Origin of the sequence: Allomuricauda sp. XS_ASV26, assembly GCF_041224615.1 — a bacterium.
Lineage (GTDB): Bacteria > Bacteroidota > Bacteroidia > Flavobacteriales > Flavobacteriaceae > Flagellimonas > Flagellimonas alginolytica.
In genome coordinates, this window is sequence record NZ_JBGFGK010000033.1 from 198,619 (window position 1) to 223,442 (window position 24,824).

Below are 24,824 nucleotides of genomic sequence, written 5' to 3' on the forward strand. Positions count from 1 at the left end.
CTCATGTAGCAAAACATAAATATAGGAATTCATATACAATTAAAATAGCTTACCGCTTATAAAAACCACATATGGAAAATGCTTCTGCCCGCAATTTATGGGGCGATTTTTTAGATGCCCATTTGGAGTTTGCCTCCCAAGATGCTCCAAAAGTGATACATTTTTGTGATAATGAACAAGATGCCAATACTTGTGCAGATCTTGTTTGCAAAGAAACCAAAAGAGCCACCTCACATTCCTTAAAAGGTTTACAGCTCCGCAACGAAAATATACCTAGAATCGGAGATTTTTATGTGGTTACGGATTGGGACGGGAATGCCAAATGTATTATTCGCACCACTGGGGTAAAACTGCTCCCTTATTTTAGTATTAGAGAAGAACACGCCCGTTTGGAAGGTGAAGGGGATAAAAGTCTGGAACATTGGAAAAAGACCCATTGGGACTACTACACCCGCGAATTGGCCAAATTTGGCACAACTCCAAAGGAAAGCATGATCATTGTGTTCGAGCAATTTGAAATGCTATATAAAAAATAATGGCCGTCCATTGGACAGCCATTATATCTATTATTTTGGGTTCTGGATCAATCCATATCTACCCAAACATTTCCATTCTTGTGTGAAGCAACGGTGTTTTCTATAAAATTTAGGCCACGCACACCATCTATTATGGTCGGAAATTCTCCGTTGTTATAGGCTTCTCCACGAATTGCCTTGGCCACGCCCAAATATATGTTCGCCATGGCATCAAAAATTCCTTCTGGGTGGCCTGGTGGCAATTTTGTACCGCCCAAAGAGAGTTCGGAATTGTACCCATGTCCTGGCTTGTATACTTGCAAAGGTTCTGGATCATTTAATTTATATAGGTAGTTAGGGTTCTCCTGCTCCCATTTTAAACCTCCTTTTTCACCATAAACGGCAATGGTTAGGTTATTTTCTTCCCCAGTGGCCACCTGACTTGCCCTAATGACGCCTTTTACATTCTTATCCATTCGTATCAAAGCGGTTCCATCCATGTCCATTTGGTTATCGTCGTACAAATAATTGAAATCGCACAATAGAGATCTAACCCTTAATCCGGTGGTGTACTCGACCATATTAAAGGCATGTACTCCAATGTCTCCCATACAAGAACTAATCCCTGCCTTTTTAGGGTCCAAGCGCCAAACGGTGCCGCGCTTTTCTTTATCATGGATTATCGGGTTCATCCAACCTTGGTAATATTGGGCATCGACCTTGTGTATCTTTCCAATGACCCCTTCCTTGATCATCTCCCTCATTTGACGCACCATTGGGTAACCTGTATAGGTATGGGTGACCGCAAATACGGTTCCTGCCTTTTTTAGGGTTTCCTGCAATATTTTGGCCTCCTCATAGCTGGTGGTCATTGGTTTTTCACAAATGACATTGAATCCATTTTCCAACAGTTTTTTTGCCATCGGAAAATGAAGAAAGTTTGGAGTGAGGATAGAACAGACCTGAATACGTTCGTCTTCCGGCAGTTTCATTTCTTCTTCCACCAAGGTGTCGAAATCCTTATAAATTCGATTCGTTGGAATATCTATCTCTTTTGCGAACGCTAAACTATCTTCCAGTTCGGGGGTAAATACGGCCCCAACGATTTCATAATTATCATTTATAAAAGAGGCTACGCGGTGCAAAACTCCGATAAGGGAGTCGCCGCCCCCACCAAGAATTCCAAGTCTTATTTTTTTAGGCATGTTTTTTATTATGATTTATATTCTACTTTTTCATTTTTAAATACCAACGCAAACAGCACAAATACCACGGCTGCAAATATTGCTGGGTAAATCCAGATGTTTTGCCAAACATGGCTTCCGTCTTCCAATAAATAGGAGTCCGTAATTTTTCCTGCTATCCAAAACCCTATCAACATCCCCACTCCATAAGTGGCCAAGGTGATCAGTCCTTGAGCTGCACTCTTATATTTTTCGCCCGCTTTGGTATCGGTGTAGATCTGGCCGGACACGAAGAAAAAATCGTAACAAATTCCGTGAAGTGCTATCCCCAAAATCAACATAAATGCCAAATCGCCTGCATTACCATATGCAAAGAGCAAATAACGTACAGTCCAGGCCAACATTCCGACCAATATGGTCTTTTTAAAGCCAAATCTTGTAAAGAACAGTGGCAATAATAGCATGAAAAGCACTTCGGAAGCTTGCCCAATGGTCATTTTTCCGGTCGGATTGTCCAATCCGATCTCGGTGAGGAATGGATTGGCGTTTTGATAGTAAAAGGCCAATGGGATACAAATCAATACCGAGGCAATAAAGAAAACCAAAAAGTTTTTATCCTTCAACAATTTCAAGGCATCGAGCCCCAACACATCGGTTATGGTGACTTTTTCGGTCTTGTCCACTCTTGGCGGTGTTTTGGGCAAGGTAAAGCTGAACAACCCCAATATTGCCGATGCTATGGCTACCATTAAAAAAGTGTTTTTCAGCATTCCAGCGGACAAACTCTCGGGTGAATCCCACAGAAAAACATAACTGATCACCAATCCAGCAACTATCCAGCCAATGGTTCCAAACACCCTAATCGGCGAGAATTCCTTGGCAGGATCTTTCATTTGATTAAATGAAATGGAATTGACCAATGCCAAAGTCGGCATGTACAAGATCATATAGCCCAAAACATATGGATAGAACACGGAGAATTCCGTGGTCTGATACATTTGGTACATTAAAAATGCCCCTATTAGGTGCAAAATGCCCAAAATCCGTTCAGCATTAAAATATCGGTCTGCGATCAACCCAATAATAAAAGGAGCTATTATGGCACCCCAAGATTGAGTGGAAAACGCCTGGGCGATCTCCCCGCCGCTAGCTTTTAAATTGGTTCCCAAAAAAGTTCCCAGTGTTACAAACCATCCGCCCCAAATAAAAAATTCGAGGAACATCATAAAGGACAGTTGAAATTTGGTCTTAAAATTCATGTTGTGTAATTAGTTAGTTGTTATCGTTTGTAGTGTATATAATCCAAAGGTTCCGGAGCTATACCAGCCTTTCTCCATTCCATCATAATTTGACCGCGATGGTGGGTGGAATGATTGATAATATGAAAAAGAATATCCTTTACCTCGTTAGAAAAGTGAACTTGTTGGCTGTTCACATATTCAACACGTTTTTCAAAGGTATCCGTATTGGAAATAATTTCAAAAGAGGTCTTTTGATTTTCGTAATGGATTTCTTCCCATAGTACCATATCATGTTGATCCCAAACATCGAACTTTACTTCCGAACCAAGTAATCTCTGGTTCCAAATATGGTGCGCATTGAGTATGTGACTAAAAAGTCTAATGCAGTCGCCAGAAACTTTTTCCCGACCACTGCATTGCTCGATAATTTTTTTGTTACAATAAAAATTGTAATCGAAGAGCTGCTGTAAAAACCCCTTCATTTGATGCTATTGTGTTCGTTTTACTGCACTATTCTCTCCAAGAGCCTTTTGGTTGCCAAAATCCCTTCTTCTTCGCTCAGGTCGGAGCCTTCATATTCTACTCCAACAAAACCTTCGTATCCGGATTCCAGAACAATCTCCATGATCCGTGGATAATCCACTCTGGTCTCGTTGCCTTCTTCATCAAAACTATAGGATTTGGCGCTTACACCTTTTGCATAAGGCATAAGTTCTTTGGTTCCTTTATAACGATCGTATTCTTCCAAGCATTTGGACGAATAGTAGTCGCCGGCCTCTCTTTTGATACAAAAATTACCAAAATCTGGTAGTGTGCCGCAGTTTTCCATACCCACCTTCTCCATTACCTCGGCCAACAATGCACCGTTCGAAGATGGGCCGCCATGGTTTTCCACAATAATATTGATGTTCTTTTCCTTGGCATAGCCTGCCAATTGCTTAAGTCCTTCAACAGAGGCCGGAATCCAAACTTCGGGCTCCATGCTCCCATTTAGGTTAACACGAATGGAATGACAGCCCAATGCTGCGGCCGCATCTACCCATTTGTAATGGTTTTCCACAGCTTCTGTTCTTTTGGTTTCGTCTTCCACTGCAATATCCCCTTGGCCGTCCACCATGATCAAAAGGTTCCGAAGCCCATATTTTTCACTTTCTGCCTTGCTTTTTTCCACCCAATTGTTCATCGCTTCTTCCGAAAAATTGGCTGCCTGCAATTCTTTGTAATATAGGCCGCTTACATACTCCAGTCCTTCAAAGCCCCAGTTGCTCGCCTTTTCTGCAAAAGAGTATGGGTCCACTCCTTCTTCAAGAATCATTTTGTGCATGGACCATTGGGCCAATGAGAGTTTAATTTCCGGTTTGGACTCCTCTGCAACTTCTTGCTCTGTTACTTTTTCTGCTTCGGATTCTTTTTTTTGATTTTCCTTACAGGAAGAAAATCCTAAAAAAACAACAAAAATTAGGGTTACGATACTTTTTTGGGTTAATCTACGTCTGTTCATATTTTTATGTTGGTTAATTTCTTTCAGAATCCAAAAACTACAACGTTATAGTGCTGAATTCTCAATAAACATAGGGATTAAATGTAGAAAATTAATTTAATAATTAATACATTTAGCAAATAAACAATCCGAATAAATGAGTAAATTTTATTACAATCAGGAGCAGGAATCCTATGATGCCATCGTGGTAGGAACGGGTATCAGTGGTGGTTGGGCTGCCAAAGAATTGTGCGAAAATGGCCTCAAGACCTTGGTCTTGGAACGAGGTCCCATGGTAAAGCACCGTGAAGATTACCCAACAGCCAATATGGATCCTTGGGATTTCCCCCATGCCGGGAACGCAACCCGAGAAGATATCAAACAACAAGAAAAACAATCCAGAACAGGCTATACCACTGGGGCGGCCTCCAAGCACTGGTTTGTAAACGATTTAGATCACCCTTACAATGAAACCAAACGTTTTGATTGGATGCGTGGCTACCATGTGGGCGGACGTTCCATTATGTGGGGGAGACACAGCTACCGTTGGAGCGATATTGATTTCGCCGCCAATAAGAACGAAGGTATCGCCGTTGATTGGCCGGTAAGATACAAGGATATAGCCCCTTGGTACGATAAAGTTGAAAGTTATATAGGAGTTTCCGGGGAAAACCTGGGTCTACCACAATTGCCTGACGGCCAGTTTGAACCCATGATGGAACTTAACTGTGTGGAAGACCATGTTAGGGGTAAGGTTGCCGAGCATTTTAACGGACGGGTTATTACCGCCGGTAGGGTAGCTCACATTAACAGTGATAAAAAATTTGATGGCGATGGACGTGTACGTTGCCAGTTTAGAAACAGATGTATCAGAGGGTGTCCTTTCGGAGCATACTTTAGTAGTGTTTCCTCTACTTTGCCCGCAGCTGAACGCACAGGCAACATGACCTTAAGACCCGACTCCATAGTCCACGAGGTCATATATGATCCAAATACCCAAAAAGCAACAGGCGTTAAGGTTATAGACAGAGAGACCAAAGAAGAGTTCGAGTTCAAGGCCAAGGTTATATTCCTTTGTGCTTCGGCTGTTGCATCCACTTCTATTTTGATGCAATCCAAATCCGATAGATTCCCCAATGGATTAGGAAACGATTCTGGAGAATTGGGACATAACATTATGGACCACCACTTCTTGGTAGGAGCATCCGGAAAGTTTGAAGGATACGAAGACAAATACTACAAAGGAAGAAAGCCAAATGGAATTTATATCCCAAGGTTTAGAAACCTAGGAGGCGACTCCGACATGAAAAATTTCACCAGAGGTTACGGATACCAAGGTGGTGCCGGTAGAGGCAACTATGAAGAATTGATTGCCGAAGCTTCTTTTGGAAAAGATTACAAGGATGCCATGTTGACCCCAGGTGGTTGGACCATGAATATGCTTGCCTTTGGTGAGATACTACCTTACCACGATAACAAAATGACTTTGGATTACGACAAAAAGGATAAATGGGGACTACCAACCGTAACTTTTGATGCCGAAATCCGCGAGAACGAGATCAACATGCGTAAAGACATGCAGGACCAAGCGGTTCAAATGTTGGAAAAGGCCGGCGCCAAGGACATTACTCCATATGATCGGCCCTATGCCCTTGGACTTGGAATCCATGAAATGGGTACCGCCCGTATGGGCCGTGACCCAAAAACTTCTGTTGTAAACGGAAACAACCAGGTACACGGATGTAAGAATGTTTATGTAACCGATGGTGCGTTTATGACCTCGGCAAGCTGTGTGAATCCATCGTTAACGTATATGGCATTTACTGCAAGAGCGGCCAACCATGCAGCTCAAGAACTTAAAAAAGGAAATATATAATGGAAAGAAGATCAGCACTCAAAAATATGGGGTTGGCTTTTGGTTATGCCGTTGCCACTCCAACATTATTGTCGTTACTACAAAGTTGCAAGAACAAACCGGCATATGCGGAATGGACTCCAAATTTCCTTGATAAGGACAAAGGTTATGCCATGGCACAGACCCTGGATGTGATTCTTCCAAAAACAGATACCCCTTCTGCAACAGAGATGAACGTACATGCGTTTATCGATGCTTACTTGGATGAGGTAATGCCGTTGGAACAAAGAGACTTTGTTGTGATGAAGATGAACAAATTTTACGAAAAGGTTTTGGCAGATTCCGGTAAGGAATCCTTAATGGATATAGAACCTGTGGATATAGAACCAGCCCTTGCAACATATTTGAAAAAACGAACTGACGAGGAAGAGGATTTGCAGAACGAGGCCATTATGAGCTATATGCAAGCCATAATGGAAGGCGGCGAGGCAACTTTGGACGATGAGATTTCCAGAGTATCCTTTGCCCACGAACTAAGGGATTTGGCGACATGGGCCTACAAAAATTCCGAATATGTGGGAGAGGAAGTTTTAGCTTATCTTCCAATACCAGGAGAGTATATTGCCTGTGAGGATGTTACAACTTTGACCAATGGTAAAGCATGGTCACTCTAAGTTTTAGAAGCCTCCAATAAAAATAGAAGCCTCCTAAATAGGAGGCTTTTTTAGTTTCCTGCACAAACAAAAATACCTCGGAACGTTCTAATGTGGGGTGAACTCATCCGAGGTATTAAAATCAATAAACACTATCACACGTACCGCATAAATACAGTACAGTAAAACTGTAACCTAACATTTTGTAAAATACATCAACCAGACTACAGTATTTCTTTTTCCCAATTAAATACACCATTGCCCTATGGAGAGCTATAGCGGAAACTTGTAAAAATACATTTGGGATGGTTGCAAATATTTAAAAATACTGCGGATTAAAGAAGCAATAGGGGCTGTAAATGCAGTAAAGTTTTTAACACAAAATGTTGACATCTGGCACTTCCAACATTTTACACAGAATAGTAACTCTTAATAAACAAAAAGCCGGGCAAGAAACTTGCCCGGCCTATCTTTTATGATGAACTATTAGCTTAATATTACCAAGAGTACGGCCTCTTCAATCATGGCCGGTATAATCTTTATTTGTTCTAGGTAGTTCCCCCGAAACCTAAAATCAAATCCGGATTGCAGCCTAATTGAAGATTTAATCTTGCAAGCGGTTTTTACAATCATGTGATTGGTTGCTGTGGCCGTACATTCTATTGGTAATACAAAATTTTAAAGAGCTTGTAATGGGATGCCAAAATCATTTCTTGGCAACCACACTATTCCAATCCGAATTTAATTCGGCACTATTCTTTTCTGATACTGCGGCAAAAATAAGAGCCATTATCAAAATCAGGAACAATATTGCACATTTTCTCATCTGCTGGCTATTTGGTCTGTCCTTTGTTTTTTGACATGCCGAATATAGATAACAAAAGCCCTTGCTCAGGAGCTCTATGTATAAATTGCAGCTTTTTGTGTATAATCGGCTGTTGTATATTTTAGGTGTGTAGGCGAAATCCGTAGTATTGAACAAGGAAGTCCTTATAAATCACCAGATTTCCTTTGGTTTTGTTTTTTTTACCAGTTATACGCACTAAATATCCATTAACACATAATTTTAGCAGTATTTGGGGAATAATTCTAAATTTGATTATACCTATATTATATTATGCTAGAAGCAGTAATTGTTGATGATGAGATTAAGGCCCTACAAAGTTTGAGTTGGGAACTTACCAATTTGAGCGATGAAGTGGATATTATTGCGTCCTTTACCGATGCCCGAGAAGCCTTGACCTATTTGGAACAAAACACTCCAGATTGTTTGTTCTTGGATATTGAAATGCCTGCAATGGACGGTTTTCAATTCATAAAGAACCTAAAGAACAAGGATTTCCCTGTTGTAATCACCACTGCCTACAACCAGTACGCACTGCAAGCCTTAAAAAACGAGGCCATCGATTATTTGCTAAAACCCATCGATTCGGATGATCTTGAGGAAACCATTACCAAAATAAAAAAGTTCAACGCCAAAAACCTGACCGTAGAAAAGTTGGAGAAAATATTGCTCAACTTCAATGCGGACTCCCATAATAAAAAAATAACCATCAATACGGATGGCAAGTTGGTCTTCCTCAACAGTGACGATATACTTTATGCAGAATCGGACGGAAATTACAGTACCATTTTTTTAGCTGATGGGCAAAAAATCCTGCTTACCAAAAAACTCAAGGAAGTCAATGCCCTGTTGCCCCAAAACAGCTTCTTTAGAATCCATAATTCCTACATCATAAACCTGAACAAAATAAAGGAATTCCTTAAAACGGACGGTTATGTTGTTTTGGAATCCAACCATAAAATCCCTGTTTCCCGACAAAAAAAATCCGACTTTTTGGATATGCTTTAATCCCGCAATGTTCCCGTGCCTATAGAAAACTTTACACAAGTCGAATACCTGAATCGAGTGAAAAGAAACACAGTGCTTTTTCTTTCGCTCTTTTTTGTTTTTAACCTATCAAGTGCACAGGAAATTCCCGAAGAGTTTATAGAAAAAGTGGAAACCTTGGTGCAGCTTCGGCCCAAGACTTACGAGGCATTGGACAAAGAGTTGTACCCGGACAAAAGAGATACTACCTTACTTCGGTTTTTTGACAATTCGAGCAGGGAAAATGAATATTCTGAAGGCAGGGCATATGCACTCAACTTATTGGGAATGAAATACAGGAACATTTCCCAGTATGAAAAAGCTGTAAAACTGCACGAGCAGGCCCTTGAAATTTCGGAGGAGGCCAATAGTATAGATTTTAGAGTACTCAGCTTAAATATGTTAGGGGTCGTATACCGCCGAACAGACGCCATAAAAACAGCATTGGACTACAACCAGAGGGCATTGGAACTGGCAGAACAGGTAGAGAATCCATCCAACCACATCAAAAGAAGTATCAATGTAGCCTTAAATGGTATTGGTAACCTCTACCAATCGTTGGAACAGTACGATTTGGCCATTCTGCAGTTTGAACGAGCCCTAAAACTGGAAGAAGAGATGGGCAATCAACTCGGATTGGCGATCAACCATCAAAACATAGGACACTGTTTGGAGGAAAAAGGAGATTTGGAGGGAGCTCTCGAAAACTACAGAAAGTCTTTGGCCTATAACGAAGAAATAGACTCCGACATAGGCCGTGTGATCTGCAAGAACAGTTTGGCACAGATTTATTTAAAACAGAACATGCCTTATCTGGCATTGGTTCTTTTAGAGCCTTTACAGAACGAATCCAAAAATATCGGGGACTTTTCCATTACCTCCTTGGTTTATATCAATACCGGATGGGCCCACACAAAATTGGCCAATTACGATAAAGCGGAGAATTATATCTTCGAAGGCCTGGAAATGGCCCAAACCAGGAATATCCCCAGTAATATCCTATATGCCTACGAAAAATTGTCCGATCTGGAGAATGGCAGAGGAAATTTTAAACAGGCCTACGAGTATTACAAAAAAGCCGGTGAGTACGATAAACAGATTTCGAGTGCCACCAACCTACGGTACATGAACGATGTTATCGTAAAATACGAAAACGATAAGAAAAACAATCAAATTGCAGTATTGGCCAAAGAAAATGAGATTGTTAGGTTAAGATTGAAAAAAAACCAGACCACATTATTGGTAAGCGCCTTGATCGTGGGGCTTATTTCTTCCATTCTTTACATTTTGTACAGGCAATACCAAAGCAAGAACGAGAAAAGAGTGCTCACCTTGGAACAAAAAATGTTGCGCAGCCAAATGAACCCGCACTTTTTGTTCAACTCATTGAATTCCATTAAACTTTACATTATAAACAACGAGCAGAAAAATGCCGTTCATTATCTGAACAAATTTTCCAAACTCGTCCGCAAAATTCTTGAAGCCTCATCCCAAAAAGAAATTTCCTTATCGGAAGAATTGGGCACCATGGAGCTTTACATGAATATAGAAAATATCAGGTTTTCCAATGAGATAGATTTTAAGATCCAGGTAGAGAAAGATATCAATGTGGACAATATCAAAATCCCATCCCTTACATTACAACCATTTTTGGAAAACTCACTTTGGCACGGGCTATCCCCAAAAGAAGGGGACAAAAAAATACAGATCAATGTGAAGCATAAGGACAAGGGCCATGTAACCATCGAGATAGTGGACAACGGAGTAGGCCGAACTATGGCGGAGCTCAACAAAGAAAACAGGGTTCTTAAAAGAAAGTCATTGGGCATACATATTACCAAAGAAAGGTTGGCCAATTTTGCCAAGGATTATCAAAATAAATTTGATGTGGCGATTATGGACCTTTTTGATGAAAATGGCAATCCGAACGGAACCAAGGTAGTGTTGGATATCCCTACTATTTAGCGCTTTCCTTGGCTACGGTCTCCAATTCCCGGTACCAATACTCTCCAAACTTTTGGACCAAGGCATCCTTTACAAATTTATAAATGGGCACCTTTAATTCTGCTCCCAAAGAGCAAGCGGGATCACAGATTTCCCATTTATGGTAGTTTACCGCGGTAAATTCGGTGTATTCCCTGGTCCTTACCGGATATAAATAGCACGATATGGGCTTTTTCCATTTGGTAACTCCAGCTTCGTAAGCAGCCTCCAACCCACATTTTGCAACCCCGTCTTCCGAAAAAACAACATAGGCACACTCATTATTGTTTACCAACGGAGTTTCCCACTCACCATCTTCCCCTTTCACAAAGGCACCTTGTTCCTCTATGGCACTAATTCCTTCCGGACGTAAAAAAGGTTTTACATCTTGATAAATGTCCACAAGCCTATCGGTCTCGGAATCTTCCAAGGGAGCGCCATATTCACCCCCTACACAACAGGCCCCTTTACAAGCATTGAGATTGCAAACAAAATCGTTCTGCAAAATCTCTTCGGACACAATGGTTTTACCAATTTGGAACATAAAGAATCAACTTTTATCGCAAAGGTAATCCAAAACAAAAAATTGATGATTTATAAACACTTTTATGTAGTCCAAAAGTAATTTTTAACCGTAAATTTGCCGTCCGAAAAAATTAACGCCATGAATTTTGACCTTAAGGAAATTGCGACCGCAGGAATGGTATTGTTCGCCGTAATCGATATATTGGGCAGTATTCCCATTATTTTATCCTTGCGGAACAAGGTAGGCCATGTACAATCGGAAAAAGCTTCGATTGTGGCAACTTGTATTATGATCGCGTTTTTATTTGTTGGCGAGAGTATACTATCCTTGATTGGTATAGATGTAAACTCGTTCGCCGTGGCAGGTGCATTTATTATATTTTTCCTTGCCATAGAAATGATCTTGGGAATTACCCTTTACAAAGATGATGAGCCGGAAACAGCTTCCATTGTACCCATTGCATTCCCCTTAATTGCCGGGGCCGGTACATTGACCTCCATATTGTCCCTACGGGCGGAATATCATGTAGAGAATATAATAATTGCCATTGTTATAAACGTTATCTTTGTGTACATCGTTTTAAAATCGAGTGCAAAAATAGAACGCATATTGGGCAAAAATGGCCTTAATATTATCCGAAAGGTGTTCGGTGTTATTCTAATGGCCATTGCAGTAAAGCTATTCGCTGCCAATATTAACGAGTTGATGACCCACAGTGCGTAAAATATTGATATGAACAGGACTTTTGCTATTGTTATAATAATAATCGCGTTGGGGCTTATTGCCTACAACGTGACCATGGTAGATTTTGAGAACCCACTAAAGGGTGACAGCACTGTTGCCCTGATCGGTATTGTGGCTTCTTTGTGCGCAATAATTCTAATGTTGATCTTTATGACCTCCAAAAAGATTGATAACAAGCTAAAAAAATAAGTTAGGGCTTAACCCCTACCGCTCCGATTTGCGATGGACCTATTGAAGTAGCTTCGTCCAAAGCCCTTACTTTTAGTAGCATTGCGTCGTGTTCGCCCTTGATCTGTGCGGAAAGATTGGGAGAGTACAATTGCTCGGCAATATTGGCCTTTAAATACGATTTTATCTTATCCTCGTAAGCGTAAAAATCTAGTTTGATCTTGCGATCGAGCACAAATTGGATAAACTTGTCGAACAAGATATCATCTACTTTAAATTCATCCAAGAAACTATTTTGGGTATAATCATCATAAATTGTTCTATCCTCTTCCAAATGCTCGAACACAAAACGGGCAAAAAACTGATAGGTATCGTCCATACTTTCTATGGCCTCTTCCTGGTTGGTCCCAATTGGAACAAAAACATCTGGGATTATACCGCCTCCCCCATAGACCACTTTCCCTTTTGGGGTAACAAATTTTAAAGAATCGGCCACTTTTATGCTATCCGCAGATACTAGTTCCCCACTGGAGTAGCGGTCCATAAATGTTTTATAGTAGTCGTGATTACCCTTTTTGTATGATTTTTGAATAGATCTTCCCGTGGGGGTATAATAGCGAGAAACAGTTAACCTAACGGCCGAACCATCACCTAAATCCATTTCCCGTTGCACCAGCCCCTTTCCGAACGAACGCCGCCCCACTATGGTGCCTATGTCGTTATCCTGTAGGGCACCGGCAATAATTTCACTGGCAGATGCCGAACGCTCATTGATGAGCACATACACTTGTCTATCCTGAAACTCTCCTTTTTTTGTGGCATACGCTTTCTTGACCTTGCCTTTTTTGTTCTTGGTGAACAGGATCAGTTTATCCTCTCCCAGAAATTCATCGGCCAATTTTTCGGCTATCCCCAAATATCCTCCGGGATTGTCCCTAAGGTCCAAGGTCAACTTTTCGGCTCCTCGTAGTTTTAATTTTCTAAGGGCATCTTTAAACTCATCGAACGTGGATTCTGCAAAACGATTGATCTTAATATAACCCATGTCCTTGGTGAGCATATAATAGGCATCTACACTTCGTATAGGCACACGATCCCGAACTACCGGGACCTCCAACATTTTATTTTCTGTTTTTCGAAAGACCTTTAAGTTCACTTTGGTGCCTATTTTTCCCTTTAGGGTGGACACCACATCATCGTTGGCAATTCTTCTACCGTAAAGTGTATCCATGTCCGCCATTAAAATACGGTCACCTGGTTTTATGCCACTTATATAACTTGGTCCATTTTTTATGGTCCTGATCACAGTGATGGTATCCCGAAACATATAAAAGCTTACTCCTATTCCCGCGAAGTCTCCCTTCATGCTTTCGGCAACGTCTTTCATTTCGTCCTTTGGAATGTAAACGGAATGTGGGTCCAATTTCCCCAAAATATTGTTTACGGTTACATCTACAATACTATCGGTATCCACATCGTCCACATATTCGTAATCGATATAGTCGATAAGTCGATTGAGCTTGTCTTTTTTGGAGTTTGTGGAAAATAGTTTTTCCGGGGAGTCGTTAAAATGCAGTTTACCGCCTATAAAAATGCCAATGGCAACTGCCAAGGCAAGTAAGGTAGGCCAAATATATCCTTTGATCTTTTTCATATAGCAATTATGGTATTAAACCATTTCTTCCAGGATGGGCAAATGAACAATTTCTACGCCTGCCCTTTCCAGAAACTTTAATCCAGAATCGTCTTTGTAGGCATTCTGGTATACCACACGTTTTATGCCAGCTTGGTGCACAAGCTTACTACATTCCCTGCAAGGTGAGAGTGTAATGTACAATGTGGCGCCTTCGCAAGACTGTGTAGAAGAGGCTACTTTAAGTATGGCGTTGGCCTCGGCATGGAGCACGTACCATTTTGTGTACCCTTCATCGTCTTCGCAAAAATTTTCAAATCCAGTAGGTGTACCGTTGTAACCGTCGGAAATGATCATCCTGTCCTTAACGATTATGGCACCTACCTGCCTTCTTTTACAGTAAGACAATTTGCCCCATTCTTGGGCCATCCGTAAATAGGCCTTATCGTATTTTTCTTGCTTGCTCGCCTTCATTTATCCAAAAAACGCTGATAATTAATTAAATATACCTGCTTTAAAAGACCTTTACAACCTTATTCGATTAAATTTAACTTTGGCCCTACATGGGGAACGTAGCAATCAACAAAGGTATTGTGATGGCTATGATCAAAATTGACGCAATGGCAATATATATGCGCCTTTTTACTTTAAAGAGATTTAAAACAGCATATGCAATGGCCAGTACCACTAAAATTATGGTTACCTGCGAAAGTTCTATACCTGTGGCAAACCCCAACAATGGTGTAATTTTGTCCTCTTCCTCTGCCATTAGCATTTTAAAGTAGTTGGAAAACCCGAACCCATGGATCAAACCAAAGAATGCCGTTGCCAAAACATGAAGAAAAATACCTACATCGAGTGCTTCGCGATACACATAGGCAAAATTGAAGAGGGCTGTTAGCAAAATCGTAACCGGAATCAAAAATTCGATAAGACCAACATCCACGGTCATAACCTCATACACCGATAAAGCCAAAGATGTACAGTGCGCAATGGTAAAAATGGTAGCCAAAATCAATACGCGTTTCCAATATTTGAATGTGAACGGCACTGCTAGGGCCGATAGAAACAAAATATGGTCGTATGCCCCAAAATCCAAGACGTGCTCAAGACCTAATTTGGTATAAAATAAAAATTCGTCCATGTTTATAATTGATTAAGATAGTCCTCTTTCCTTTTGGATGGTTTCGTAGGCTTTTTGTACTTCTTTAAACTTCTCTTCGGCGCCTTTTCGTATGGCCTCATTTTCCGTGACCACCCGGTCCGGATGATATTTTTTCGCCATCGTCCGGTAAGCTTTCTTTACCTCATCATCGGTGGCGGTTTTTTCAATTTCCAAAATTTTGTATGCGGTATCGGCCGATTTAATGAACATGGCCATTATACTTTCAAAATCGTGTTGGCCGACACGCAAATATCTTGCAATCTCTTTAAGTTTTTGTGCCTCTGCCTTACTTACCTGCCCATCGGATTGGGCTATACCGAACAAAAAATGCAGCAGTTGCAACCGCACTTCATATCTGGTACGCTGTACCATAAAGCTGCAAATGCGCTCAGCGGATATCTCCCTTTTTTTAATTACTTGGTTGAACGTTCTAAAGATAGCATTTGCTTTCTCTTTTCCGTACGTGCTCAAAAAATACTGCCTTACGTAATCCAATTCTCTCTGGTTTACCTGTCCATCGGCTTTAATTATAATGGAACAAAGAGATAATAGGTTCAATTCAAAATCGGCAGGAGAAACCGATTGTCTGGTCACATTTTCAAAAACTGTGCGTGTTCTATTGCCAGAACCACCAAAGTTGTCCAAAAAGCTCCCTACTATAAACCCCAATACCGCACCGGGAAATCTGAATAAAAAATAACCAAGAAAAGCGGCTATCCACTTGATCATACTTCAAAAATTAAAGCGCAAAGATAGGGGTTTGATAAGTAAACAAAGCTTTAAGCAATGTTAAGGGTGATGAAAAAAACCTGACAATACCGTATCTTTGTAACATAATCAAAAAGAAGTCTATGTATCCAGAAGAATTGGTAAAACCTATGCGCGAAGACTTGGCAGGAGCCGGGTTCGAAGAACTACATACCAGCGAAGCTGTTGAAAATGCCCTAAAAAAGGATGGCACCACCTTGGTCGTGGTAAACTCGGTTTGTGGTTGTGCCGCGGCCAACGCAAGACCTGCGGCCAAGTTGAGCCTTCAAAACAGCAAAACACCGAATAATTTGGTCACTGTTTTTGCCGGGGTCGATATGGAGGCAGTTGCTACGGCAAGAAACCACATGGTCCCGTTTCCTCCCTCTTCACCCAGCATGGCCCTTTTCAAAGATGGTGAATTGGTACACATGATCGAAAGACACCATATTGAAGGAAGACCTGCAGAACTTATTGCCGAAAATTTGATGGAAGCCTATAACGAATTTTGCTAAAATCAAGTAAATAAGATATGGAAAGACCACCCTTTTAGGGTGGTTTCTTATTTTTACATCAACCAATACCTGTGCAAACGTGCTAAAACTGTTATCGTACCCCCTAACCATTGTTTTCTTTATCCTTTTTGGTCTGGTCCTTGTTATTTTTCATCCCATACAATGGGTATGTTTAAATATTTTCGGATATAATGCCCATAAGGGCAGCGTTTCCATATTAAATTGGTTTATAATGCGTTGCACAAATGTTCTGGGCACGCGTTATAGTTTTAGGAACAAACAAGATCTTCCTAAAAGCAGACCCCTGATCATTGTTACCAATCATCAGAGCATGTACGATATTCCTCCTATTATCTGGTACATGCGTAAATTCCACCCCAAGTTTGTGAGCAAGATTGAATTGGGAAAAGGAATCCCCAGTGTATCCTATAACTTAAGGCACGGTGGTTCGGCACTTATAGATAGAAAAGATCCTAAGCAGTCCATTGCCGAGCTTCAAAAGTTGGCCAAGTATATCGAGGAAAATAACCGAAGTGCTGTTATTTTTCCTGAAGGGACCCGAAGTAGAAACGGGGTGCCAAAACCTTTTAGGACCACTGGGCTCAAGGTAATGTTGAAGAACGCACCTTCCGCATTGATCGTGCCCGTGAGCATAAACAATTCTTGGAAACTGTTGCGATACGGAAAATTTCCGATGGGACTGGGCTCTCATCTTACGTTTGATGTACACCCGCCAATGGAGAACAAAGGGAATGCCGATGAACTGATCGCCCAAATAGAAAAACAAATTGTTTCGGGAGTAAATACACATTAGATGAAGAATGACCAACTAGTTCAAAGCACCATTGATTTTGTAAAAAAAGAGCTTCAAAATGCAGAAGGAGGTCACGATTGGTTCCATATTGAACGTGTTTTCAATACATCAAAATCGATTTTAAAACAGGAAAGTGCCAATTCGCTTGTGGTTCAACTAGCTGCACTACTCCATGATATTGCCGACCCAAAGTTCCATAACGGCAATGAAAATATTGGCCCCTCCAAGGCGAGAGAGTTCTTGGAATCCCAATCTGTTGATAAAGAAATTATTGAGCATGTGGTCAACATTATAAAGCATATGTCCTTTAAGAACAGTTTAGATAACAATGGGGCTTCGTTTACATCCAAAGAGCTCCAAATTGTACAAGATGCAGACAGGTTGGACGCTATTGGTGCCATAGGTATTGCCAGGGCTTTTAATTATGGTGGATTTAAAAACCGTGAACTTTATAATCCAGAGATTCCCCCCAATTTACAAATGAGCAAAGAGGAGTACAAAAATTCCAATGCCCCAACAATTAACCATTTTTACGAAAAATTACTGTTGCTAAAGGATACAATGAATACTACAACAGGCAAAAAAATAGCTCAAGAAAGACACCGATTTATGGAGTACTTTCTTGAGCAATTTTATAGAGAAGCTGGTATTTTTAAATAAATTTTATTTTTTATTGGATAGTCCACGTGTTAACCAACCCCTTTTGTTAGCGGTAGCGATGGCATAGGGTGTAATCCAAAATAGACCAAAGGTGTATAGTATGCTATAGGAATAAGCCCAGAACGATTCGGAAAGCTCGTAGCGTTTAGCATAGAAAAATACGGGAAACGAGGTCAATACCATAATACTTACCAATGTTGAACTAATAAATAATAGCGGATGGGTTAGTATAAAGAATAACATAAAGATCAAGAACGGATAACTCATTATGATCCTTAAAAACTGACTTGTAAACAACAACCTTGTACCTGTTTTAGGCCCTTTTCGGAAATTTTTGAACACGTACTTGGACATTTCTATATTTTCCCTAACATTGCTCCTTCCCCACCTAATGAACATTTTGTACAGTCCTTTATATTGTTCTGGAACATTGGTGTAACAGTATGCATTCCTTTGGAACAACACATGGTGTCCTTGTTTCAGGATCATGTTTGTCATAGCTCGATCTTCCCCAATATCGGAAGGTTTTCCCATAAAGGTTTGGTTGATCCAATCGGGCAAACAGGCAAATACTGCTGAACTTCTGTAGGCGGCCAACGCCCCAGGAGTACACAAAACCGAATTTAGGCTGCTCTCCGCTGAGCGTACAAACTCAAAACTCAAAACAAAACTTACGTCCAACATTTTTGGCAACAATGCTTTTTCGTTGTTCAGCACTCGGATGTTACCTGCGACAGCGCCACACTCGGGATTGGTTACGAATGGACTCACTAAATTTCGAAGCGTATCCGATTTTACAATCGAATCACTGTCCACAGTCACAAAAATCTCTCCCTTACCTTCATTAAACCCACGATAGAGTGCATGCCTTTTTCCTTTGTTTTTTGGCTGTTTATAAATGGACACACTGTTCCCAAGCTCTTTTTTTGCTTCTTGTATCCATTCCCATGTATCGTCCTGACTACCATCATCTATGGCCAAAAGCTCGAGTTTCTCCATAGGGAAATCACTTTCGGCAAGACTTATCAAAGTGTGATAGACCTGCTTGCCTTCGTTGTAAGCGGGCACAATTACGGTACAGGTAGGCAGCTCCTCATCCGAAACGGAAGAAATCGGTTTATACTTAAAATATCTATAAACGGTATACAAAAAGAAACTTGTCTTGAAAACAAACAATGCCGCAGCAATGATCATAAAGGTCAGTCCTAAGCTATTTTCCATCCGCTCCATGTTGAACTGTTCAAAGTCACCTTGTAAAATATATACGAGATAGGCAGACCCGAGCATTAGCACAAAAGTGCTTCCCATTACAAAAACACCCCATGCGTCCGCAGTATGGAAGAATTTACGTATGCTAGAGAAAAGGTTGATCTGTTTTAGGGTGTTCAAGGTAGTTTTAAAAAAGGAACTTTTTTTCTGTTGATTCGAGGTAGTGTTCTTCATAAAATTTGAATTGTATGCAGTGTTTTAATCATTTACGAATCAAATGTGTTTTTAGATCGGATTTAAAAATACTTTAACGTAATCGTGTCTTAATCCTAACAAAAGGGAGCATCGACCCAAAAGAAATTTGAGATTGTGCTCCACGAGTTTTTTGTATCTTGGAATTTCATAAAATCAAACTAAACAAAATGCAAAGAAGAAAGTTCATAAAAAATGCTGCAGCTGCTTCGGCCGCTTTTTCCATTGTACCCAGCCATGTCTTGGGGAAAACACATGTTGCCCCTAGTGACACTCTGTATGTTGCCGGTTTTGGTGTTGGAGGAAGGGGTAATGGCGTAATCAACGGGTTACACAATACCGGCCGTGTAAAATTTGTGGCTTTTTGTGATGTTGACGACCGCCGTGCCGCGCAAACCTACGAACAGTTCCCGGATGTAAAGCGCTTTAAAGATTTTCGCAAAGTTTTTGACAAGCACCTTAACGACATTGATGCCATTATGGTCGCTACCCCCGACCATACACATGCCAGCATTGCATTGCCCCTTATGCGCGAAAAAAAGCATGCCTATGTAGAAAAACCTTTAACGCACAATATTCACGAAGCCAGATTAATGACCCAAGTTGCCAAGGAAAATGGCATTGTTACCCAAATGGGAAACCAAGGTGCTTCCAGCGACGATAGCAGGATTGCCCGGGAATGGGTAGAATCCGGTATTATTGGAAAGGTACATACTATTGATTGTTGGACCAACCGTCCTGTTTGGCCGCAAGGAGTGCCCATGCCCACAAAGAAAGACCGCATTCCCAAAGAATTGGATTGGGACCTCTGGTTAGGCCCTGCGGCAATGCGGGATTATAACAATGCTTACCTCCCATTTAAATGGAGAGGTTTTTGGGATTTTGGTACTGGTGCTTTGGGCGATATGGGCTGCCATATTATGGAAACCCCTTTCAGTGTTCTGGACCTTGGTTACCCGATTGAAGCAGAAGCTAGTTGCACCACTGTTTGGGTGGATGATTTTGTGGAAGCGGATTACAGTCATTCTTGCCCTCCATCATCCAAAATACATCTTAAGTTTGAGCACGAAGAGCATGGTGATATCGCGTTAAACTGGTACGATGGCGGACTTAAACCAAACCTACCGGACGAATTAAAAGATGGTGAAACCATCGGAGATAGCGGAGGCGGTACCGTAATGTATGGTGAAAAAGGTATTTTGGTATGTGATACATATTCACGAAATGCCCGATTATTGCCTTCGGATATGATGGATCTATACAAAGCCCCATCTCCTAAATACCCTAGGGTTCCAGGTGGAATGGATGGACATATTGCCAATTTTGTGGATGGGTGCCAAAATGGTACGCCCACCTCATCCAACTTTGATAAGGCCGGCAAGTTGACAGAAACAGTTTTAATGGGCAACTTGGCCGTTAAAGCCTATCAATACAAAGAGCTGCAGGAAGGAAAAACGCCCAGGGACTGGAATCCATATAACTCACCAGGAAGAAGGAAATTGAAATGGGATGGGGAGAACATGAGAATCACCAACTATGACAAAGCCAACGAGTGGGTCACCAGAGAGTACCGCGAAGGCTGGGAATTAAAATAAGCTTTATTTATATTGAAAATGGCCCTAAATGGGCCATTTCTTTTTTTCATGTTCTTGCATGCTCATGCACTATACTATCTTTCAAATTCTTATTCATTTTGAGCCGAAAGTAGAATGCGCGATAATTCTTAGGCAGAATGGGTTTCTCAATCTTCACGTTGTTCCTCTTATCAAAATAGCAAATATGTCTTGCTAATCGGTGATATTCCAATTGAAGCTAAAACAATTTCATTTGCCCATCTTTATACTGCTCATGAAGTTCCATATTCAATTTTGGAAAAGTTCTTCCATTAAAATAACGCCGTCTGGCCAAATGTGCCATTTCGTGGATTTGATGAGCAATTTTACCTTCCCCTTTCATTCTAGAACCAAAACGGCTATCATTCAACGATCTCCCATGACAATCTTTTATCTGGTGCAGCACTTTTTCCGCTCGATCGGGCATGGTCTTTCTGATCCAATCCTCAAATATTTGTCCAATGGCTCCATTGAGCCGCACCACTGTTAAACCAAAAGAAAGTGCACCATGCTCCGCCACAGTCTTCGCCAAGGGCAAGAGTTCATGTGAATTTATTCCGGGAATAATTGGTGCCAACATCGCATTAACCGGGATATTGTTTTTCGATAAAGCTTCGATCGTTTTGAGTCTTTTTTGGATAGATGCCGTTCTGGGTTCCAGTGTTCGTCTTATTTTTTCCGACAATGAGGTTACGGAGATATTTACGCCGATCAAATTATAACTGTTCAACTCCTTTAAAATGTCCAAATCCCGCAAAACCAATGCATTCTTTGTAATGATCCCGACCGGATGGCGATATTTTAAGAACACCTCAAGGCATTTCCGAGTTAACTCATATTCTTGTTCTGCTGGTTGGTAGCAATCGGTGTTCCCTGACATAACAATAGTGCTTGCCTTCCATTTTCTACGCTTGATCTTTTCTTCCAACAGTTCCGGAGCTGCTTTTTTTATGAGTATGTTACGTTCAAAATCCAATCCAGCACTATAGCCCCAAAATTCATGTGTATTTCGGGCATAGCAATACACACAACCATGCTCACATCCTTGATAAGGATTCATGGAATATTGCATACCAACATCCGGGCTGTCCACTTTATTGACGATGGTCTTTGGAAAAATGGGCACATAAGTTGTTTTATTATGGTCGGCCACCTCCCCTTCCAACCTACAGAATTCCAAAAAATCTTCCCGCGTTTCGTACACATGTTGTAAAAACCTGTTATCGGTATTTTGTTGTGCTCCTCTCCCTTTCAGAAAATTTCCCATTTACAGTATTTGGATTTATTCCAAATATATGGATTATTTCCTTTATTTTCTTGTTCAAAAATTTATGAGGACCTACTCTTATGCCCAGACCAATAAAAGACTTTAGCAATGGTCTGGGAGATAATATTTTAATCACTTGACACAAAAAAAGCCCTCGATAAAGAGGGCTTTTTTGTGGGGTGAAAAAATATTTTTCCATGTTCTTAAGACCAAGGTCTAAGTAGGTTAAGATCCATAAGATCTGTGCATGACACTAAAATGACTTAAAAACATGGTGAAAGTATACCGCCGGTGGTCAGTTTCTAAATTTTTGTTGTGTAGGGCACTGAAATTGTGGTGAACCTGCCTCACCTATGTAGTTTATCGAAAAAACGGGCCGAACGTCCGTTTGCCCTAAAACTCATCCAAATGCTCCGGGTACAAAAAGTTGTTGTACGGAAAGCGGGTCACATGGATATCCCTTACGGCATGGTACACTCGTTTTCTGAATTCGTCCATGTTCTCCTTGTTAAGCGCAGAAATAAACAGAACCTTGTCGCCCAATTTGTTAAAATAAGTATTTTTCCATTCCTCCAGGGTGAAATGTGCAGTGGTCCGTTCGGTTACAAGGTCATCTTCTTCTATTGTTTCCGGGCTATATTGGTCTATTTTGTTAAAGACCATAATGGTAGCCTTGTCGGAACTTTCTATCTCGTCCAAAATCTGGGTTACCGAGCTGATATGATCTTCAAAATTAGGATGCGATATATCTACCACATGAAGTAATAGATCGGCTTCGCGAACCTCGTCCAACGTACTCTTGAAACTCTCCACCAATTGGGTGGGTAATTTTCGTATAAACCCAACTGTATCACTCAGCAAAAAAGGAAGGTTGCCCAAGACCACTTTTCGAACGGTAGTATCCAAAGTGGCAAAAAGCTTGTTCTCCGCGAACACATCGCTCTTGCTGATCACGTTCATTAAAGTGGATTTCCCTACATTGGTGTACCCGACCAAAGCTACACGGACCAAAGAGCCTCGGTTACCACGTTGGGTTTCCATTTGGCGGTCTATTTTGGCAAGTTTCTTTTTGAGCAAAGCAATTCGGTCGCGAACAATACGCCTATCCGTTTCAATTTCCGTTTCACCGGGGCCACGCATTCCTATACCCCCTCGCTGCCTTTCCAAGTGTGTCCAAAGACCTGTAAGCCTAGGCAACAAATATTCATATTGGGCCAATTCCACTTGGGTTCTGGCGTAGCTTGTTTTTGCCCTTTGGGCAAATATGTCCAGAATAAGGCTGGTTCTGTCCAGCACTTTGCAGCGCAACAGCTTTTCAATATTGTTCTGTTGTGCGGGCGAGAGTTCATCATCAAAAATAACAGAGCCGATTTCGTTCTCCTTAACAAAACTCTGAACCTCTTCCATTTTTCCACTTCCAATATATGTTTTGGGATTGGGCACATCGACTTTTTGTACAAATCGTTTTGCGACCTCACCTCCTGCAGTGTAGGTCAAAAATTCGAGTTCGTCCAAATACTCTTTTACCTTTTCCTCGTTCTGGTGCTGGTTCATTACACCGATCAGCACCGCCTTTTCATATTCTATAGTCTTCTTTTCTAGCATTAAATGGGTTTAGATTGCAAATCTACATAATGTTTTGGAAGCTGTTTTTGTACATTCGCTTTTGAACAGTAACAATCAATAAAAATTGCTAAAAAAGAAGAATAGGTACACCATCGCTTTTTATAACCTTGAGAATTTTTTTGACACCAAGGACGATCCCTATTTGTTGGATGATGATTTTACACCAAAAGGTTTTCGAAAGTGGGATGAGCATAAATTTGGCAAAAAGGTAAAACGGATTGCGAAAGCCATTTCAAAAATTGGAAGAAAGGAGAGTGTCCACCCCCCGGTTTTAATCGGTATGGCCGAAGTAGAGAACAAGTTTGTGGTCGAAAAAATATTACATGCCTATAAATTAAAGAATACTGCCTATGATGTTATCCATTTTGATTCACCGGACGAACGGGGAATCGATACGGCTTTGGTTTACCACAAACAACATTTTAAGGTATTGGATGCTCAAACCATTCCTTTGATCGTAGATAACACTAACGGGGAAAGGGATTTTACGCGAGATATTTTATATGTTAAAGGGGTACTTCACCAGGAGGAAATCCATGTTTTCGTAAATCATTGGCCGTCCCGAAGGGAGGGCGCAGATGAAACCAACTTCAAAAGAGTCAAAGCCGCAAACACAATTCTGGATAAATTGGAAATAATGCAAGGGGATTCCGATAACATTATCATAATGGGGGATTTTAACGATGATCCACGTTCGGAAAGTATACAAACCTTGATGGAAACGGGTCGATTTATAAACCCTATGAATAAATTACTGTCCCCAAAAACAGGCAGTGCTAACTATAGGGGAAATTGGAATCTTTTTGATCAAATATTGATTTCCCATAGTTTTTTGAATTTCCAAGCTGGCACACATAGTTTTGTTGAAGCTAAAATTTTCGCGCCGCGCTTTTTAAAGGAATGGCATGGGAAGTATAAGGGGAACCCGTTCAGGACATATGCAGGAGGTAGTTATTTGGGAGGGTATAGCGATCACTTTCCTGTTTATGTTGTTTTAGAAGAAAATTAAAAAGTAAGAAATAAATTACACAACATAAAAGTTAATTTTCACAACAAAAGGCGTAAAAAGCCGTGTATTTCGTCGAATAAAGTAGGAATTTTATC

Annotated in this window: 24 protein-coding genes; 12 read left to right on the top strand and 12 right to left on the bottom strand. The window is 40.9% G+C overall.

Going from position 1 to position 24,824, the window contains the following annotated elements:
- Positions 1-71 precede the first annotated feature (71 nt).
- A complete protein-coding gene (locus AB9K32_RS12985; protein ID WP_369885429.1) occupies positions 72-536 on the top strand; it encodes an ASCH domain-containing protein in 465 nt (154 codons plus the stop codon).
- A gap of 47 nt (positions 537-583) precedes the next feature.
- Here the strand turns inward: AB9K32_RS12985 and AB9K32_RS12990 are convergent, their stop codons facing one another.
- The 4 genes from AB9K32_RS12990 to AB9K32_RS13005 are packed head-to-tail and all read right to left on the bottom strand — an operon-like array spanning position 584 to position 4,441.
- Complete coding sequence (locus AB9K32_RS12990; protein WP_369885430.1) at positions 584-1,720, bottom strand: Gfo/Idh/MocA family protein; 1,137 nt, start codon at positions 1,718-1,720, stop codon at positions 584-586.
- 8 nt (positions 1,721-1,728) lie between these two features.
- On the bottom strand, positions 1,729-2,958 hold the full coding sequence (locus AB9K32_RS12995; protein ID WP_224835816.1) for a nucleoside permease: 1,230 nt from the start codon (positions 2,956-2,958) through the stop codon (positions 1,729-1,731).
- 20 nt (positions 2,959-2,978) lie between these two features.
- On the bottom strand, positions 2,979-3,422 hold the full coding sequence (locus AB9K32_RS13000) for a DinB family protein (RefSeq protein WP_224835817.1): 444 nt from the start codon (positions 3,420-3,422) through the stop codon (positions 2,979-2,981).
- 20 nt (positions 3,423-3,442) lie between these two features.
- Positions 3,443-4,441 (bottom strand): sugar phosphate isomerase/epimerase, encoded by a 999-nt coding sequence (locus AB9K32_RS13005; protein ID WP_224835818.1) that lies wholly within the window; start codon positions 4,439-4,441, stop codon positions 3,443-3,445.
- 136 nt (positions 4,442-4,577) lie between these two features.
- Here AB9K32_RS13005 and AB9K32_RS13010 point away from each other — a divergent pair, with 136 nt between their 5' ends.
- From AB9K32_RS13010 to AB9K32_RS13025, 4 genes are all read left to right on the top strand, one after another.
- Complete coding sequence (locus AB9K32_RS13010; RefSeq protein WP_224835819.1) at positions 4,578-6,296, top strand: GMC oxidoreductase; 1,719 nt, start codon at positions 4,578-4,580, stop codon at positions 6,294-6,296.
- Entirely contained in the window at positions 6,296-6,949 is a 654-nt protein-coding gene (locus AB9K32_RS13015; protein ID WP_293297622.1) for a gluconate 2-dehydrogenase subunit 3 family protein, read from the top strand. The genes AB9K32_RS13010 and AB9K32_RS13015 overlap by 1 nt, the downstream gene beginning before the upstream one ends.
- Positions 6,950-8,045: 1,096 nt before the next feature.
- Positions 8,046-8,780 (top strand): LytTR family DNA-binding domain-containing protein, encoded by a 735-nt coding sequence (locus AB9K32_RS13020; protein WP_224835821.1) that lies wholly within the window; start codon positions 8,046-8,048, stop codon positions 8,778-8,780.
- Positions 8,781-8,837: 57 nt separating this feature from the next.
- Entirely contained in the window at positions 8,838-10,763 is a 1,926-nt protein-coding gene (locus AB9K32_RS13025) for a tetratricopeptide repeat protein (protein ID WP_369885431.1), read from the top strand.
- Here the strand turns inward: AB9K32_RS13025 and AB9K32_RS13030 are convergent.
- Positions 10,756-11,325: a DUF3109 family protein gene (locus tag AB9K32_RS13030; protein ID WP_369885432.1), complete on the bottom strand. Its 570-nt coding sequence runs from the start codon at positions 11,323-11,325 to the stop codon at positions 10,756-10,758. The genes AB9K32_RS13025 and AB9K32_RS13030 overlap by 8 nt on opposite strands.
- Positions 11,326-11,445: 120 nt before the next feature.
- On the opposite strand from AB9K32_RS13030, the gene AB9K32_RS13035 reads away from it, so the two are divergent.
- The gene (locus tag AB9K32_RS13035; protein WP_224835824.1) at positions 11,446-12,030 is read left to right on the top strand and encodes a MarC family protein; all 585 of its coding nucleotides are present in this window, start codon (positions 11,446-11,448) and stop codon (positions 12,028-12,030) included.
- A gap of 9 nt (positions 12,031-12,039) precedes the next feature.
- A complete protein-coding gene (locus tag AB9K32_RS13040) occupies positions 12,040-12,240 on the top strand; it encodes a hypothetical protein (protein ID WP_224835825.1) in 201 nt (66 codons plus the stop codon).
- A gap of 1 nt (position 12,241) precedes the next feature.
- On the opposite strand, the gene AB9K32_RS13045 is transcribed toward AB9K32_RS13040, so the two are convergent.
- The 4 genes from AB9K32_RS13045 to AB9K32_RS13060 all read right to left on the bottom strand — a co-directional run bounded on the left by AB9K32_RS13045 (position 12,242) and on the right by AB9K32_RS13060 (position 15,746).
- Positions 12,242-13,873: a S41 family peptidase gene (locus AB9K32_RS13045; protein ID WP_252081116.1), complete on the bottom strand. Its 1,632-nt coding sequence runs from the start codon at positions 13,871-13,873 to the stop codon at positions 12,242-12,244.
- 15 nt (positions 13,874-13,888) lie between these two features.
- A complete protein-coding gene (locus tag AB9K32_RS13050; protein WP_224835827.1) occupies positions 13,889-14,326 on the bottom strand; it encodes a dCMP deaminase family protein in 438 nt (145 codons plus the stop codon).
- A gap of 85 nt (positions 14,327-14,411) precedes the next feature.
- Positions 14,412-14,996 carry a HupE/UreJ family protein gene (locus AB9K32_RS13055; protein ID WP_224835828.1) on the bottom strand — a complete coding sequence of 195 codons (585 nt, stop codon included), beginning with the start codon at positions 14,994-14,996 and terminating at the stop codon, positions 14,412-14,414.
- 12 nt (positions 14,997-15,008) lie between these two features.
- Entirely contained in the window at positions 15,009-15,746 is a 738-nt protein-coding gene (locus AB9K32_RS13060; RefSeq protein WP_224835829.1) for a TerB family tellurite resistance protein, read from the bottom strand.
- Positions 15,747-15,868: 122 nt separating this feature from the next.
- On the opposite strand from AB9K32_RS13060, the gene AB9K32_RS13065 reads away from it, so the two are divergent.
- From AB9K32_RS13065 to AB9K32_RS13075, 3 genes are all read left to right on the top strand, one after another.
- Entirely contained in the window at positions 15,869-16,279 is a 411-nt protein-coding gene (locus AB9K32_RS13065; RefSeq protein WP_224835830.1) for a BrxA/BrxB family bacilliredoxin, read from the top strand.
- 79 nt (positions 16,280-16,358) lie between these two features.
- On the top strand, positions 16,359-17,093 hold the full coding sequence (locus AB9K32_RS13070) for a lysophospholipid acyltransferase family protein (RefSeq protein WP_293297645.1): 735 nt from the start codon (positions 16,359-16,361) through the stop codon (positions 17,091-17,093).
- Positions 17,094-17,753 (top strand): HD domain-containing protein, encoded by a 660-nt coding sequence (locus AB9K32_RS13075; RefSeq protein WP_369885433.1) that lies wholly within the window; start codon positions 17,094-17,096, stop codon positions 17,751-17,753.
- Between the two features lie 3 nt (positions 17,754-17,756).
- On the opposite strand, the gene AB9K32_RS13080 is transcribed toward AB9K32_RS13075, so the two are convergent.
- On the bottom strand, positions 17,757-19,196 hold the full coding sequence (locus AB9K32_RS13080; protein WP_224835833.1) for a glycosyltransferase family 2 protein: 1,440 nt from the start codon (positions 19,194-19,196) through the stop codon (positions 17,757-17,759).
- Positions 19,197-19,384: 188 nt separating this feature from the next.
- Between AB9K32_RS13080 and AB9K32_RS13085 the strand changes: the two genes are divergently transcribed.
- The gene (locus AB9K32_RS13085) at positions 19,385-20,809 is read left to right on the top strand and encodes a Gfo/Idh/MocA family protein (RefSeq protein ID WP_369885434.1); all 1,425 of its coding nucleotides are present in this window, start codon (positions 19,385-19,387) and stop codon (positions 20,807-20,809) included.
- 217 nt (positions 20,810-21,026) lie between these two features.
- On the opposite strand, the gene AB9K32_RS13090 is transcribed toward AB9K32_RS13085, so the two are convergent.
- Both AB9K32_RS13090 and hflX read right to left on the bottom strand, forming a co-directional pair.
- Complete coding sequence (locus AB9K32_RS13090; protein ID WP_369885435.1) at positions 21,027-22,094, bottom strand: PA0069 family radical SAM protein; 1,068 nt, start codon at positions 22,092-22,094, stop codon at positions 21,027-21,029.
- A 393-nt stretch (positions 22,095-22,487) separates the two neighbouring features.
- Positions 22,488-23,699, bottom strand: coding sequence for a GTPase HflX (gene hflX / locus AB9K32_RS13095; protein WP_369885436.1), 1,212 nt, complete (start codon positions 23,697-23,699; stop codon positions 22,488-22,490).
- Between the two features lie 85 nt (positions 23,700-23,784).
- On the opposite strand from hflX, the gene AB9K32_RS13100 reads away from it, so the two are divergent.
- Positions 23,785-24,729 (top strand): endonuclease, encoded by a 945-nt coding sequence (locus AB9K32_RS13100; protein WP_369885437.1) that lies wholly within the window; start codon positions 23,785-23,787, stop codon positions 24,727-24,729.
- Positions 24,730-24,824 lie beyond the last annotated feature (95 nt).

Coding starts and splice junctions, on each gene's coding strand:
- AB9K32_RS12985 (WP_369885429.1), top strand. CDS start 72: ATGGAAAATGCTTCTGCCCGCAATTTATGGGGCGATTTTTTAGATGCC.
- AB9K32_RS12990 (WP_369885430.1), bottom strand. CDS start 1,720: ATGCCTAAAAAAATAAGACTTGGAATTCTTGGTGGGGGCGGCGACTCC.
- AB9K32_RS12995 (WP_224835816.1), bottom strand. CDS start 2,958: ATGAATTTTAAGACCAAATTTCAACTGTCCTTTATGATGTTCCTCGAA.
- AB9K32_RS13000 (WP_224835817.1), bottom strand. CDS start 3,422: ATGAAGGGGTTTTTACAGCAGCTCTTCGATTACAATTTTTATTGTAAC.
- AB9K32_RS13005 (WP_224835818.1), bottom strand. CDS start 4,441: ATGAACAGACGTAGATTAACCCAAAAAAGTATCGTAACCCTAATTTTT.
- AB9K32_RS13010 (WP_224835819.1), top strand. CDS start 4,578: ATGAGTAAATTTTATTACAATCAGGAGCAGGAATCCTATGATGCCATC.
- AB9K32_RS13015 (WP_293297622.1), top strand. CDS start 6,296: ATGGAAAGAAGATCAGCACTCAAAAATATGGGGTTGGCTTTTGGTTAT.
- AB9K32_RS13020 (WP_224835821.1), top strand. CDS start 8,046: ATGCTAGAAGCAGTAATTGTTGATGATGAGATTAAGGCCCTACAAAGT.
- AB9K32_RS13030 (WP_369885432.1), bottom strand. CDS start 11,325: ATGTTCCAAATTGGTAAAACCATTGTGTCCGAAGAGATTTTGCAGAAC.
- AB9K32_RS13035 (WP_224835824.1), top strand. CDS start 11,446: ATGAATTTTGACCTTAAGGAAATTGCGACCGCAGGAATGGTATTGTTC.
- AB9K32_RS13040 (WP_224835825.1), top strand. CDS start 12,040: ATGAACAGGACTTTTGCTATTGTTATAATAATAATCGCGTTGGGGCTT.
- AB9K32_RS13045 (WP_252081116.1), bottom strand. CDS start 13,873: ATGAAAAAGATCAAAGGATATATTTGGCCTACCTTACTTGCCTTGGCA.
- AB9K32_RS13050 (WP_224835827.1), bottom strand. CDS start 14,326: ATGAAGGCGAGCAAGCAAGAAAAATACGATAAGGCCTATTTACGGATG.
- AB9K32_RS13055 (WP_224835828.1), bottom strand. CDS start 14,996: ATGGACGAATTTTTATTTTATACCAAATTAGGTCTTGAGCACGTCTTG.
- AB9K32_RS13060 (WP_224835829.1), bottom strand. CDS start 15,746: ATGATCAAGTGGATAGCCGCTTTTCTTGGTTATTTTTTATTCAGATTT.
- AB9K32_RS13065 (WP_224835830.1), top strand. CDS start 15,869: ATGTATCCAGAAGAATTGGTAAAACCTATGCGCGAAGACTTGGCAGGA.
- AB9K32_RS13075 (WP_369885433.1), top strand. CDS start 17,094: ATGAAGAATGACCAACTAGTTCAAAGCACCATTGATTTTGTAAAAAAA.
- AB9K32_RS13080 (WP_224835833.1), bottom strand. CDS start 19,196: ATGAAGAACACTACCTCGAATCAACAGAAAAAAAGTTCCTTTTTTAAA.
- AB9K32_RS13085 (WP_369885434.1), top strand. CDS start 19,385: ATGCAAAGAAGAAAGTTCATAAAAAATGCTGCAGCTGCTTCGGCCGCT.
- AB9K32_RS13090 (WP_369885435.1), bottom strand. CDS start 22,094: ATGGGAAATTTTCTGAAAGGGAGAGGAGCACAACAAAATACCGATAAC.
- hflX (WP_369885436.1), bottom strand. CDS start 23,699: ATGCTAGAAAAGAAGACTATAGAATATGAAAAGGCGGTGCTGATCGGT.